General features: G+C 47.3%; 15 protein-coding genes, 1 tRNA gene and 1 pseudogene. 4 read left to right on the top strand and 13 right to left on the bottom strand.

The genetic code is table 11. From position 1 onward, the window contains the following. Positions 1-108: 108 nt before the first annotated feature. The 6 genes from HCR03_RS01630 to HCR03_RS01605 form a co-directional block, all read right to left on the bottom strand. Positions 109-579 (bottom strand): CD1247 N-terminal domain-containing protein, encoded by a 471-nt coding sequence (locus tag HCR03_RS01630; protein ID WP_066643844.1) that lies wholly within the window; start codon positions 577-579, stop codon positions 109-111. Positions 580-628: 49 nt separating this feature from the next. Continuing rightward, positions 629-1,186 (bottom strand): elongation factor P, encoded by a 558-nt coding sequence (gene efp, locus HCR03_RS01625; RefSeq protein ID WP_066643843.1) that lies wholly within the window; start codon positions 1,184-1,186, stop codon positions 629-631. A 109-nt stretch (positions 1,187-1,295) separates the two neighbouring features. Then, positions 1,296-1,733, bottom strand: a complete 438-nt coding sequence (gene aroQ / locus HCR03_RS01620; RefSeq protein WP_156990706.1) for a type II 3-dehydroquinate dehydratase — start codon at positions 1,731-1,733, stop codon at positions 1,296-1,298. Positions 1,734-1,746: 13 nt separating this feature from the next. Continuing rightward, complete coding sequence (locus tag HCR03_RS01615) at positions 1,747-2,262, bottom strand: YqeG family HAD IIIA-type phosphatase (protein ID WP_066643842.1); 516 nt, start codon at positions 2,260-2,262, stop codon at positions 1,747-1,749. A gap of 91 nt (positions 2,263-2,353) precedes the next feature. Continuing rightward, positions 2,354-2,530 carry a 30S ribosomal protein S21 gene (gene rpsU / locus HCR03_RS01610; protein ID WP_066643841.1) on the bottom strand — a complete coding sequence of 59 codons (177 nt, stop codon included), beginning with the start codon at positions 2,528-2,530 and terminating at the stop codon, positions 2,354-2,356. A gap of 489 nt (positions 2,531-3,019) precedes the next feature. Then, positions 3,020-3,095, bottom strand: a tRNA-Trp gene (locus HCR03_RS01605). 184 nt (positions 3,096-3,279) lie between these two features. Between HCR03_RS01605 and tnpA (HCR03_RS01600) the strand changes: the two genes are divergently transcribed. From tnpA (HCR03_RS01600) to HCR03_RS01590, 4 genes are all read left to right on the top strand, one after another. Further along, positions 3,280-3,630 (top strand): IS66 family insertion sequence element accessory protein TnpA, encoded by a 351-nt coding sequence (gene tnpA, locus HCR03_RS01600; RefSeq protein WP_187036395.1) that lies wholly within the window; start codon positions 3,280-3,282, stop codon positions 3,628-3,630. Then, positions 3,624-3,878 carry an IS66 family insertion sequence element accessory protein TnpB gene (gene tnpB / locus HCR03_RS01595; protein WP_187036392.1) on the top strand — a complete coding sequence of 85 codons (255 nt, stop codon included), beginning with the start codon at positions 3,624-3,626 and terminating at the stop codon, positions 3,876-3,878. The genes tnpA (HCR03_RS01600) and tnpB overlap by 7 nt, the downstream gene beginning before the upstream one ends. A 10-nt stretch (positions 3,879-3,888) precedes the next feature. Continuing rightward, positions 3,889-3,981 carry a hypothetical protein gene (locus tag HCR03_RS20440; RefSeq protein ID WP_407926850.1) on the top strand — a complete coding sequence of 31 codons (93 nt, stop codon included), beginning with the start codon at positions 3,889-3,891 and terminating at the stop codon, positions 3,979-3,981. Between the two features lie 203 nt (positions 3,982-4,184). Next, positions 4,185-4,442: a hypothetical protein gene (locus HCR03_RS01590; protein ID WP_187036390.1), complete on the top strand. Its 258-nt coding sequence runs from the start codon at positions 4,185-4,187 to the stop codon at positions 4,440-4,442. Here HCR03_RS01590 and tnpA (HCR03_RS01585) read toward each other — a convergent pair. The 7 genes and pseudogenes from tnpA (HCR03_RS01585) to HCR03_RS01555 all read right to left on the bottom strand — a co-directional run bounded on the left by tnpA (HCR03_RS01585) (position 4,414) and on the right by HCR03_RS01555 (position 11,928). Further along, positions 4,414-4,883 (bottom strand): annotated as a pseudogene (tnpA, locus tag HCR03_RS01585) (IS200/IS605 family transposase). The gene HCR03_RS01590 and the pseudogene tnpA (HCR03_RS01585) sit on opposite strands and share 29 nt — an antisense overlap. Before the next feature lie 315 nt (positions 4,884-5,198). Further along, complete coding sequence (locus HCR03_RS01580) at positions 5,199-6,821, bottom strand: mannitol dehydrogenase family protein (RefSeq protein ID WP_187036388.1); 1,623 nt, start codon at positions 6,819-6,821, stop codon at positions 5,199-5,201. A 68-nt stretch (positions 6,822-6,889) separates the two neighbouring features. Continuing rightward, a complete protein-coding gene (locus HCR03_RS01575) occupies positions 6,890-7,666 on the bottom strand; it encodes a GntR family transcriptional regulator (RefSeq protein ID WP_187036386.1) in 777 nt (258 codons plus the stop codon). A gap of 122 nt (positions 7,667-7,788) precedes the next feature. Beyond that, on the bottom strand, positions 7,789-8,862 hold the full coding sequence (gene uxuA / locus HCR03_RS01570; RefSeq protein ID WP_187036385.1) for a mannonate dehydratase: 1,074 nt from the start codon (positions 8,860-8,862) through the stop codon (positions 7,789-7,791). 162 nt (positions 8,863-9,024) lie between these two features. Beyond that, positions 9,025-10,308 carry a TRAP transporter large permease gene (locus HCR03_RS01565; RefSeq protein ID WP_228725055.1) on the bottom strand — a complete coding sequence of 428 codons (1,284 nt, stop codon included), beginning with the start codon at positions 10,306-10,308 and terminating at the stop codon, positions 9,025-9,027. Further along, the gene (locus HCR03_RS01560) at positions 10,305-10,793 is read right to left on the bottom strand and encodes a TRAP transporter small permease (RefSeq protein ID WP_187036383.1); all 489 of its coding nucleotides are present in this window, start codon (positions 10,791-10,793) and stop codon (positions 10,305-10,307) included. Before HCR03_RS01560 ends, HCR03_RS01565 begins: the two co-directional genes overlap by 4 nt. Before the next feature lie 82 nt (positions 10,794-10,875). After that, a complete protein-coding gene (locus HCR03_RS01555; protein WP_228725054.1) occupies positions 10,876-11,928 on the bottom strand; it encodes a TRAP transporter substrate-binding protein in 1,053 nt (350 codons plus the stop codon). Positions 11,929-11,946: the final 18 nt, after the last annotated feature.

Raw genomic sequence — 11,946 nt, 5'->3', positions numbered from 1 at the left:
AATTGATCGCCATCCATCTGTCAACTAATGGAAAGCGCCGATACGATCTCACAACGAAAAAAGGCACCGCTAAAAGCGGTGCCGGAAAATTGCAGGAAAAAGGTGTTTCTACTCGTCCCTTTTGCAGGATTCGCAAGTGCAGGGCGCATCCTCAGCGTCGTCCAAATCAAATTCCAGCGTTTCCCCACAGTTTGGGCAGTCAATCTGACCGTCCTTGACAAGATCTTCCGAGAGGCAGACCGTTTCATGACAGTTCGGGCAGGTGACCTCATAATAGCATTCAGCTTCATCAATTCCGTCGTCGTCGTCATCGTCTACGACATCTTCTTCGTCGCCAAAACCGTCCTCTTCGTCCCCGTCGTCATAAAAGTCGTCTTCAAGGGAACCAAGATCCTCGTCCACAGCATCCAGCTGGTCAGCCATGTCGTTCATATTGTCTTCCATTTCCTTCATGGTCAAAGCCATGTCGTCCAGAAGATCAATGATCGCATTCAGAACTTTAACTTCCTTTTTGTTTTCATCAAGCTCCAAGCCTTCCGCCAGACCCCTGATATAGGATACTCGTTCTGTGTTTTTCATTACAGTGCCCCCTTTTTATTTCAATCCGATCTCCAAAGAATAGTATCAGTTAAGCGCGTTCCATATATTCACCGGTTCGGGTGTCAATACGGATTTTTTCACCTTCATTGATAAACAGCGGGACCCTAATTTCAGCGCCGGTTTCCACCGTTGCAGGTTTTGTTGCGTTCGTTGCGGTGTCTCCCTTAAAGCCGGGATCTGTCTTGATAATCTCAAGCTCTACAAAATTAGGCGGCTCAACGCCGAAGACGTTTCCCTTGTAAGAAAGGATTTTGCACTCCATATTCTCTTTTACAAATTTAAAACTGTCGCCCAGCACGCCTGCGCTGATCGGAATCTGTTCAAACGACTCCGGATCCATAAAGTAATACAGATCACCGTCGTTATAAAGATACTGCATATCCTTGCGCTCAATAAATGCGGTTGGAAATTTATCATTAGGGTTGAAGGTTCTTTCGGTGACCGCCCCGGAAATGACGTTGCGGATTTTCGTGCGGACAAACGCCGCGCCCTTACCCGGTTTTACATGCTGAAATTCAATAATAGAATAGACGTTTCCGTCCATCTCAAATGTTGCGCCATTCCTGAAATCGCCTGCTGATATCATTGGTTTAATCCTCCGTTTACTTTTTCCTGTAAAGATAGTGTATAATATTTAAGACGCTTTTTCAAGCGAATTTTAACAAATCTGCACGGTAAACAACGAAAAGAATCTTTTAAATCAGATCATGAAGAGCCTGAAGCGCCAAAAAGTAACTGTTCTTCCCAAAGCCGGCGATTTGTCCCGCGCAAACGCAGGAAATAACGCTTTTATGGCGGAATTCCTCTCTAGCGTAAATGTTGCTCATGTGCACCTCGATAAAAGGAATCCTTACGGACGCGATTGCGTCGCGAAGCGCATAACTATAATGCGTCAGCGCCCCCGCGTTTATTACAACGCCGTCATAAACGTTTCTTGCGGCGTGAATCCGGTCAATCAGTTCCCCCTCATGATTGGATTGAAAAATCTCACATTCGTATCCCAGACTCTTCGCATGCTCCTCAATCTGACGGTTGATGCTTTCCGCAGTTTCATCGCCGTAAACTCCCTTTTCGCGGACCCCGACCATATTCAGATTAGGTCCGAGAAGGATCAGAATTTTTTTATGGCCCAAAATCCATCATCCTTTATTTTGTAAATTGGCTTCCGCAGCCTTTTTCCTTGATTTTTCTTCTGATTGGCTTTTCCAAAGCGCGCCGCAGTCTGAAAGAAAGGGATTGCTCCATACCCGCGGGGACCAGCAGAATGGATTTGATGCCGGCCCAATTCGCACCGAAAACGTCCGTGAAAATCTGGTCGCCGACCACCACGGCCTCCCCCGGTTCAACGCCAAGGCGCCTGACGGCGCGATGATACGCCGCCGGAAAAGGTTTCAGCGAAAGCGAAAGAAATGGAAGGCCATATTTTGCAGCGAACGGCTCAACACGCTTTTTGAAATTATTTGAGACCAATACAAGGCGGATTCCTGCCTTGCGCATATGCTTTGCCCATTCGACCGTACCCGGAAAAGGCGTTTGCGAACCATGAAGAGCAAGCGTATTGTCAACATCAAGCAGAATTGCATTCGCGTCCATGGCACGGATCAATTCCGGAGTGATATCCGTCGCTTTCCCAACGGAAACTGTCGGCAGAAACAAAGACAAAAAAGCACCCCCTGTACACGATCGTGAAATTCGTTTAAAAAAGCGGGCATAATGCCCGCTTTTTTACTATCGTTTGGCAGCAAGCAGCAACTTACTTAAACTTGCGTTTGCGTGCCGCTTCAGATTTTTTCTTCCGCCTAACAGAGGGCTTTTCATAAGCTTCTCTTTTGCGAACTTCCGCGATCACTCCAGATCTGGCGCACTGCTTTTTAAACCGTCTAAGAGCACTGTCCAGAGATTCATTCTCTTTTACTCGGATTTCAGCCATTTATCTTCCCTCCCATCCGCCGAAAGGCAGGGGTTTTGTAAGTCATATTACATAGAATAATTATATAGGTATTACCTGAATCTGTCAAGTCAAATGTGGCAGTTAAAAGAAACCATAAATTAAGCCGGTCAACTTTAGAATACTAAATCGATTTCTTTCTTTATCCTTTATCTATTATATAATATTTTTTGTAATATATTTTATCATAAAATCATTTACTGAAACGTGAAAATGCAATGGGACTGAATTGGTGGAGTAAACGTTCATCACCTTTGACAGGGGCCTGACACCCGGCCGATTGCTTTTCTCGCGATCCTACAGGTTCCTCCTTCGTACAAATTAACTTTGGACATGCAATAAATGTTTGAATACATAGGGAAACGGCAAAAAAAATAATTCTTGATAGGAATCAATCTAATTCTGGCCGACAATAAAATGGCCGAAAATCCGCATAAGCCCAGGATTTCCGGCCATTTCTAATGATTTCTTTGGCAGGGGCAGAAGGATTTGAACCCTCGGCACGTGGTTTTGGAGACCACTGCTCTACCAACTGAGCTATACCCCTATCTAAAGCGTTTCTCTGTGACGCAGGCATTATTTTATCATCTTTCAGGGTGTATGTCAAGAGCAGAGAATGATTTAAGTCAATTAAAAAAATATAAATTTCCATCAATTTTCTTATTTTATCAGAAAAGCGATCATTTTAAAGATGAGAAAAGAAAGGTAAGTACTCATAGGAGGAATGGGATATGAATATGCGGGAAATGGCACAGGAGGTACGGTTGGCAAACTGGGCGGGGATTGTTCGAGCCCGACGAGATAGTGGACTGAGCGTGCGGTGCTACTGCCAAGAGCAAGGCATCAACGAAAAAACATATTACTACTGGCAGAGGCGATTGGGGCAAGCGGCTTGCGAATGGTTGGCATCGGAAGATATGCCTTCACAAAAGGAATCTCCGGTATTTGCCGCATTGACTATGCCGAGCAGCAGAGACAGCGGCAGTATCGTCATCCGTTTGAACGGCGCTGAAATCGAAATCGGAGGCGAAGCGAATCTGTCCGCCGTGGAGACCGTTCTGAAGGTGTTACGGGGATGTTAAGGGACATATCCCACGCCGAACAAATCTATGTGGCGTGCGGTTACACCGACCTGCGCAAATCAATCGACGGCCTGTCGGCGATGGTACAACAAAGCTTTCAGCTGGATCCCTTCTCCAACGCGCTGTTTCTGTTCTGCGGGCGGCGGTGTGACCGCCTTAAAGCGCTGTACTGGGAAGGCAACGGGTTCGTACTGCTTTACAAAAGGCTGGAGTGGGGGGCGCTTTCAGTGGCCGCGGTCGGAAAATGAAGCGCGATGCATCACACCGCAGCAGTTTCGGTGGCTGACCGAAGACCTGTCCATTGACCAGCCTCGCGCCGTACATCAGTTGGAAGGGCTGAGCGTTGTTTGAGCCGTTCAAGTTTTCCACATTTATTCCACCGTGATTTTCGTCGGGTTGCCAATATCTTAATTTGCTGAAATGTCGTAAACTATCGGTATCAAAAAGATGATGAAAACAAGCCGCGATGGTTACTTGCCCGACGGCAAAAATATACCGCGAAGCTGCTTTTGTCCGATACCAAAAGCAGAGGGCTACGCATGGGAGATGACTAATTGAAATTAGGGAAGCACGGACAATTCCTTGTGAATTTTATATCCGCCTACGTCAACGGCGAAATGGAGCGCTGGGAGTTCGATCTCGATTACTCAGGTTATGTCATCGACCATTTTCCGTCCTTTGAGACCGAAACGCGACGTCTTGCCGTAGCGTCCCAAATCATCGTTAAGCGTCCGCCGGACTATTCCGACTTTCACTGGCAGCCGCTAAAGCGGCTGCCTATTTTTATGCCTTTGTTTCCTTGCTACCTGTAAACGGGTCTATGTATTCTTTGAGTGTTATTTGGTCGGATGCTATATCTTCTTGTAATTGATTTTTGATATATTCTTCAATTACTTTCGCATTTCTTCCCACTGTGTCTACATAGTCCCTCTGCACCAAAAATGTCTGTTCCCATATTTGTATTTCAAATTTGCGTGTCTGTCAAATATCATCAATGAGCCTTTTCCCTTTAAATATCCCACAAACTGCGCTACACTTAGGTTTGGTGGTATACTCACCATCATGTGTATGTGGTCTGGGCACGCTTGTGCCTCTATTATTTCCACTCCATTTTGTTCGCATAGCTTTCGTAATATCTGCCCTATGTCCGCTTTTATTTGACCGTATATTTCTTGCCGCCTGTACTTTGGAGCGAAAACTATATGATATTTGCATCTCCATTTTGAATGTGATAGACTGTTTATGTCATTCATGACATGTCCTCCTTTGTTTTTTGATGCGGTTGGCGAACCTTCATCAATTCTAACATTGGAGGCCTTTTTTCGCTATAAGCTTTTAATTGAGGCTGTTGCAAAATGAATTTGCGATAGCAAATTGCACAAAGGAATAGCTCCAAAAGCAAGAAAGTGCGTCTTGAAGCGGCTGCCGAAGCCCAATCAAGGCGCATTTTTTGTGCAATATTTTTCGTCGAGGCTATTTTGCAACAGTCCCTTGTTTGCGCTCAAGCTACAACATAAAAATGCCGCGGCGGTTTTTCCGTCGCGGAATTTTTTGCAAGAACCCAACTTCTACTCATCTTCCGACAAATGCTTTTTCAGTGCGAGCCTGACGGCACCCACTCCGGAAACGAGCTCCTCGAAATCTTTTTCCACAACATCGCCCAGGCCGGCCTCATACAAATTGACTCCAAAAATTTTATCGTTGGAAAAGATCGGCCCCAGTTCGGTGTGGAAAGGACCTTTTTGCCCCAGCCTGATATGGGAAAGACAGGCGCTTACACTTTCATACATCGGGTCCGGACTGACCTCAAAAGGCTTTCCTGAGTCGTCGATTCCCATCAGGTACCGGCACCATCCGGCCAGAACCAGCGGAATCAGCTTCAGATCCTGAGCCTTGAGGGTTTCGCTGCGCAGATACGCTTTGATCGTCTCACCGAATCGGATGGGAAGCTTCTGGGAAGTATCCGTCGCGATCCTTTGGGGGGTGTCCGGCATGAATGGGTTTGGAATCCGGATGTTCAGGACCTCGTCGATAAACATGCGGGGATCGATGATTCCCGGGTTTACTACAACGGGCAACCCTTCGCGGTATCCGATGATCTCGACCAGTTTTCGAAGGTCCGGGTCCTTCATCTCGCTGCTGATCTTGGTAAAAGACAGCAGGCAGCCGAAAATTGCCAGAGCGGTGTGAAGCGGATTCAAGCAGGTGCACACTTTCATTTTCTCCACCTTGTCCACTGTCTCACGCGTCGTAAAGATAACCCCGCCGCGCTCGAGCATGGGACGGCCATTCGGGAACCAGTCTTCCGCCACCAGATACTGAACCTCTTCCGAATTGACAAACGGCGCGCTGTAGGTATGTTTCCGAGTAATAATGTCGGCGGTGTCCTCAAACCCGCATTCACTCAGCATTTCCCTCACGCCCTCGTCCGGCCTGGGGGTTATTTTGTCGATCATGGTCCATGGAAAAGAAATCAGCTTTGGATTGTTGAGGTAAGCGGAGAATCCTTCGTCCGCAAAGCCGTTTTTCACCCACTCCCGCGCAAAACGGTTGACCGCTTCATACAGTTTGCTTCCATTGTGAGAGCAGTTGTCCATACTGACCAGCGCTAGCGGGAGTTTTCCGGCAAGGTAGCGCTCATGCAGATGGGATACCAGCTTTCCAATATAGCTTTTAGGGCTGACCATTCCGTTTGCAAAGTCCTCTTCCACGTCGGGAAGCAGTTCTCCAGTCGGGCGGGTCAGGCAGTAGCCTTTTTCCGTGATCGTAAAGCTGACCATCTGAAGGGAAGGAGCGGTAAAGATTTCCTTCAGGCGGGAAGCGTCCTCCCGGTATTTGCCGTCGACAACCAGGGATTCCGTGATGCTGCCGACAACGGTTTTTTCTATTTTGCCGTCCGCCTTTAAAGTCACGAGCAGGCTCAGGTTATCATGAGGGCGGTAAGTTTTTTCAATAATTTCGTAATCATACCCTTCGGCCACGATAATCCCCGTTTTCTCAAGCCCGCTGTTCAGCAGATTCTGCTGAACAGCCGCCAGAAAGGCGCGAAAAATATTTCCGGCTCCGAAATGAATCCAGACTGGCCGTTTATGCGTTTCAAGACGGACCTTCTCCAGGTCGAAGCACGGCAGCTTGATTTCAGCTTTCTGCCAGACCTTTTGATTCCTTAATTCCCGTAAATTCAATTTCATATTCTGTTCCTCCATGATCTCCGGGACGAACGGAAGAAAGTTTCCGCTCAGATCGCTGAGTTCATTTTCTATTCAAGCCTTCGAAGAAAATCAGTTTGCAAAAAATCGGAAGGCTGCCGGTGAATTCCCTGTTCCCGTTCAAAAAGATCGGGATAACGCTCCTGAAGCTCGAGCTCTTCGCAATTAATTTTTTCCAGATGATACTGCAATAGCTTTTGCAGCTGCTCTTCTTTTTTGCTGATGATACACTCCAGAATTTCTTCATGCTGAATGATGATATTATCGAGAATCGTTCTCTGCAGAACGGTAAGAAGACGCACTCTTCTGTAATGGCCGGAAAAATTCTGAAGCGTTTCCCAGCAAAGCTCCTTATTCGTAGCGGTGAAAAAGACCTTATGAAAATTGTCGTCGTACCACAAAAGTTTGCGGCAATCATGGCTCAGTACGCTTTCCTTCAAATCATTCAGGCATTTTTTCAGGTTTTCGATATCTTCATCCGTATGCTTCTGCAGAAAGATGGAGACCGTTTTTTCCTCCAGGCAGGCGCGGAGGAACCGTTCCTCTTCAACGCGGTGCAGGTCGATTCGTGAAATCATAGTTCCGCGCTGCGGGAGGGAGGTGATTAGGCCTTCCTTTTCCAGCCGGATCAGCGCGTCGCGCACCGGAGAGCGCCCCACTCCCCATTCCTCCGCAATGTCTTTTATGCTGACAATTTCACCCGGCCGGATTTTCAGTTCAATGATATAACTTCGAAGATTAGTGTAGATATCGTCGCCCATGGTTTTCGTCCGCTTTTGAAATTCTTCTCTGCTTCCTACCGCTTTTTCATGGTCCATCGTTTCCATTTCCCTTCCGCAGACCTATCTGTAATCTTGTCAAACACCATATTGATACTATTTTTAATAGTATATCATAAACTTCATATAGAAAAAAGATGGATCATACGCGATCAAAACAGTTTCAGTTTTCAGCGTCCGCAAGCGGATTTTTCAATACTCTCCCAGAGTCCGTTCAGATAAGCCACTCCCAGCGCACGGTCATAAAGGCCGTAGCCCGGCATGGAGACTTCTCCCCAAATGGCCCTTCCGTGGTCAGGGCGGATCACGCCGTTAAATCCGGTTTCGTACAGCGCCTTCATGACATCATACATATCAATGGAACCGCAGGAAGATAAATGAGCGGTTTCTTCAAAGCGTCCGGGTCCGTTATGTTTCAGATTGCGGACATGTGCAAAATAGATACGGCTCTTTAACGCGTAGATCATATCCGGAATATCGTTTTTGGGATTCGAACCCAGGGAGCCGGTGCAAAGCGTTATCCCGTTGCAGGGATGGTCCACCATGTGAACCAACCGCAAAAGATTTTTCTTATTGGTCATAATTCGGGCGAGACCGAATACCGGCCACGCGGGATCATCCGGATGAATCGCCATCTTGATGTCATATTTCTCGCACACGGGCATGATTGCTTCCAGAAAATATTTCAAGTTTGCAAAAAGGGTTTCTTCATCAACGTTCCGGTACAGTTCAAACAGCTTTTTCATCTCAGCCATCCGTTCCGGTTCCCAACCCGGCATTACAAATCCGTTGGACTTCTTGTTAATGGATTCAAACGCTTCATCCGGATTTATCTTGTCGATCATTTCCTGGTCGTAGCTCATCGTAGTGGATCCGTCAGGATTCCGCTTCGCAAGGTCCGACCTGGTCCAGTCAAAAACAGGCATAAAATTGTAACAAACAAGACGAATCCCTTCCTGACCAAGATGCTCCAACGTTGTAATGTAATTTTGAATATACTTGTCCCTTTCCGGCGTCCCCGCTTTGATCGCATCGTGAATATTAACACTTTCGATTCCGCTGACACGCAGGCCGCAGTCTTCCACTTGCTTTTTCATTGACCGGATCGCCTCAACCGGCCAAATTTCTCCGGGCTTGGTCCCATACAGAGTCGTAACGACGCCCTGAACCCCCGGGACTTGCCGAATTTGCTCCAACGTGACGGAATCGTAACCGGTTCCAAACCATCTCATTGTCATTTCCATAAGTTGCTAGTACTCCAATCTGATAGATTCTATGAACAGAAGATCCGGCAAAAGGGAATGTCGGAACAGCTGGTGGCAGTATAAACCATTTTTAGGACGGCGCTCCGTTGAAATCAGCCGTTCAGAAAATTCAAAAACAGAAGGCCGCTTCCATCCCAAATGCTAACCCGCAGGGAAAAGCAATGGAATGATCCACATGTAAAGCTGAGGCACATAAGTGATCAGCATCAGAACACCTAAGCTGACCGCCAGGAAAGGCATGACCTGCCTGGTGATTTTCGCAAGCGATACCTTCCCAATGGAGGAAGATATGAACAAGCAGATACCAACCGGCGGCGTTGTCAGTCCAATGACCAGGTTCAGGACCACAATCAGGGTAAACTGAATCGGGTCCACCCCTACGGATGTCGCGACAGGCAGCAGAATCGGCATCAGGATGATGATCGCAACGGTCGTATCCATAAAAGTCCCCACGAACAGCAGCAGGACGTTAATGAGCAGCAAAACGATGAATTTGTTTGAAGTCAGACTCAGGATACTGCTTGCAACCATCTGCGGAACCTGTTCGCGGGTCAAAATCCATGCAAACAAATTTGCAATTCCCACCAGAAGTTCAATAGATGCTGTCGCAATCATGCTTTCGATGAAAATTCTAGGCAAAACCTTCAGATGCAGATCACGGTAAATGAACAGCCCAACCACCAGCGCGTAAATCACTGCGATAATAGACGCCTCTGTGGGCGTGCATACGCCGCTCAGAATCAGGAAGAGGATTAACACAACCAGAAGAATCGCCCAGATCGCGGCACGCAGCGTATGAAGAATGTATTTCAAAGAGGTTTTTTCGCCTTTTGGATAATTCCTCTTTTTACAAATAACATAGGAAAGAGCGCAAAGCGCAATGGCAAGAATCAAGCCTGGAAAGATGCCGACCGCGAACAATTTACTGACAGACAGGCTTGCAACCGTACCCGCCACAATCATCGGGACGCTGGGCGGAATGATCGGACCAAGCGTCGAAGCGCTTGCAGTCAATGCTGAGGCAAAATCCGCATCATAGCCGTCATCAACCAGAGCGGGAATCAAAATTCCTCCGATGCTTGCACAGTCAGCCGCGGCCGTTCCTGAAATTCCCGCAAAAATCATGGAAGCTCCCACGTCGGCCATCGCCAGCCCGCCCGTCAAACGGCCAAACAGGGCATTGCTGAACGTCACGATCCTTTTTGTGATTCCGCCTGTATTCATCAGATTACCGGCGAGAATAAATCCTGGGATGCAAATCAAAACAAAATTATCGATTCCGGAATACAATTTCTGCGGAACGATCGAGAGCGGAATCCCAGCAGTCAGCAGATACAAAATGGAAGATAGGCCAAGGCAGAACGCAATCGGTACTCCGATCATGACGAAAATCAGGAATACTACAAAAAGCATAACCACCATCATTTGGCATCACCCGCCTTTTCTTTTTTATCGGTCAAAATGAAGACGATGTCAAACAACGTATACACCGCAATCAGAAGTCCGGAGGCTATCGTTCCAAAATAAATATAGTTCATGGTAATGGGAATCGTATCTGCGATGAATCCCGCCCCCGACTGGGTAAACGCGAGAGATTCGCAGAAGAATGTCACGGCAAATACCAGAACCAGCAAATCGATGAAAACGGAATAGACTTTTTTTGCACCCGGCTGCAGATTTTGCTCCAGAATATCAACATTTACATAGGCATTCGCTCCTTTAGCGATACCGGTTGTGTATAACACACCGCTCACAAAAAAGAAGCGGGATACTTCTTCTGTCCAGGACGGGGATTGCGGAAGGAATGTTCTGCTGATAATCTGAATCAATACGGTAAAAATCAGCCCCAAAAGGCAAAGAATGGAAACGACTCCAAAGACCCGATCTAAAATTTTTTTAATTTTTTCCATAAGCCAATCCTTTGCAGTCATACTTTAAATACAAAGCCGGTCCGCCGTAAACCACGGACCGGCCTCCTCCGTCAACTGTCTCTTATTTAAAGGTCGCCTTGATTTCGTCGTATACTTTCTTCTGTTCGTTGCTCAGCGTGGCAAGGACCCCCGGCGTCATTGCTTTTTCAAAAGCAGCCTGATCCACATCGACGAACTTCATGCCTTTCTGTTCCAGCCAGGCGCGGTCATCCTTTTCACTCTGTTCAAACAGTTGGTTTTCATAGGTTTGCATTTCGGCGGCGGCATCCGTGACAACCTTCTGAAGATCCGCAGGCATGGAGTCAAATTTCTTCTGACCGATTACAACATAAATCCAGCTTCTGACATGGTCCGTCAGCATGCAGTATTTCTGAACTTCCTGGAAGTTATTTGACTTGATCATAGCGAACGGATTTTCCTGGGCATCAATCGTATTCTGCTGCAGCCCCGTAAATACTTCGGTCAGCGCCATCGGAGTAGGCTTTGCTCCGGCGGCTTCCCAAGGTTTAATGTAAAGAGGCGCATTCGGAATTCTCAACCGGATCCCCTTTACGTCATCCGGAGTTTTGATCTCTTTATTCGCGGTCAGTTCACGGGGTCCGCGGACAAAATAGGTCAGACATTTTAAACCTGCTTTTTGAGAAATCTGATCTTCGATTTCTTTTCCGATCGAACCGCTCGCCAGTTTTTTCAGGCTTGCTTCATCGTGAACCAGGTATGGAACGGCAACCATCGCCGCAAGCGGCGCCCATTTCTGGAGGGACTCGCCTGTGACAAGCATATCCGCCGTTCCGTTCTGAACCGCCTGAATGACGTCGGTTTCAGAACCGAGCTGATTGTTCGGATACACCTTAACATCAATCAGCCCGTTGGACTTCTCTTTCACTGTATCTGCAAATTTTACCGCGGCTTTGGACCAGGGGTCGTCCTCGTTCGTTGTTGTGCCAAACAGCAGCGTATACTTTGTGGAGCCGGATCCGCCGGAGGCCGACGAACCATCCGTACTCCCCGTGCCACCGGAAGCGGCTCCGCTGTTCGAGCAGCCTGTTCCGATTGACGCTACCATCAAAGCGGAAAGAATCACACCTGTCAGTTTTGCTAATTTCCTTTTCAAATTCCTCTTCCTTTCTTT

The sequence above is a fragment of the Caproicibacter fermentans genome (assembly GCF_014303955.1).
GTDB lineage: Bacteria > Bacillota > Clostridia > Oscillospirales > Acutalibacteraceae > Caproicibacter > Caproicibacter fermentans.
The sequence above is the reverse complement of the archived record's forward strand: the minus strand, read 5'-3'. Positions and strand labels throughout refer to the sequence as shown.

What these genes read in the sequence shown, in the direction of transcription:
- HCR03_RS01560 (WP_187036383.1), bottom strand. Translation starts at nt 10,793, where the DNA reads ATGGAAAAAATTAAAAAAATTTTAGATCGGGTCTTTGGAGTCGTTTCC.
- rpsU (WP_066643841.1), bottom strand. Translation starts at nt 2,530, where the DNA reads ATGGCTGAAATCCGAGTAAAAGAGAATGAATCTCTGGACAGTGCTCTT.
- tnpB (WP_187036392.1), top strand. Translation starts at nt 3,624, where the DNA reads ATGTTAAGGGACATATCCCACGCCGAACAAATCTATGTGGCGTGCGGT.
- HCR03_RS01565 (WP_228725055.1), bottom strand. Translation starts at nt 10,308, where the DNA reads ATGATGGTGGTTATGCTTTTTGTAGTATTCCTGATTTTCGTCATGATC.
- HCR03_RS01580 (WP_187036388.1), bottom strand. Translation starts at nt 6,821, where the DNA reads ATGAAATTGAATTTACGGGAATTAAGGAATCAAAAGGTCTGGCAGAAA.
- HCR03_RS01630 (WP_066643844.1), bottom strand. Translation starts at nt 579, where the DNA reads ATGAAAAACACAGAACGAGTATCCTATATCAGGGGTCTGGCGGAAGGC.
- uxuA (WP_187036385.1), bottom strand. Translation starts at nt 8,862, where the DNA reads ATGGAAATGACAATGAGATGGTTTGGAACCGGTTACGATTCCGTCACG.
- tnpA (WP_187036395.1), top strand. Translation starts at nt 3,280, where the DNA reads ATGAATATGCGGGAAATGGCACAGGAGGTACGGTTGGCAAACTGGGCG.
- HCR03_RS01575 (WP_187036386.1), bottom strand. Translation starts at nt 7,666, where the DNA reads ATGGAAACGATGGACCATGAAAAAGCGGTAGGAAGCAGAGAAGAATTT.
- efp (WP_066643843.1), bottom strand. Translation starts at nt 1,186, where the DNA reads ATGATATCAGCAGGCGATTTCAGGAATGGCGCAACATTTGAGATGGAC.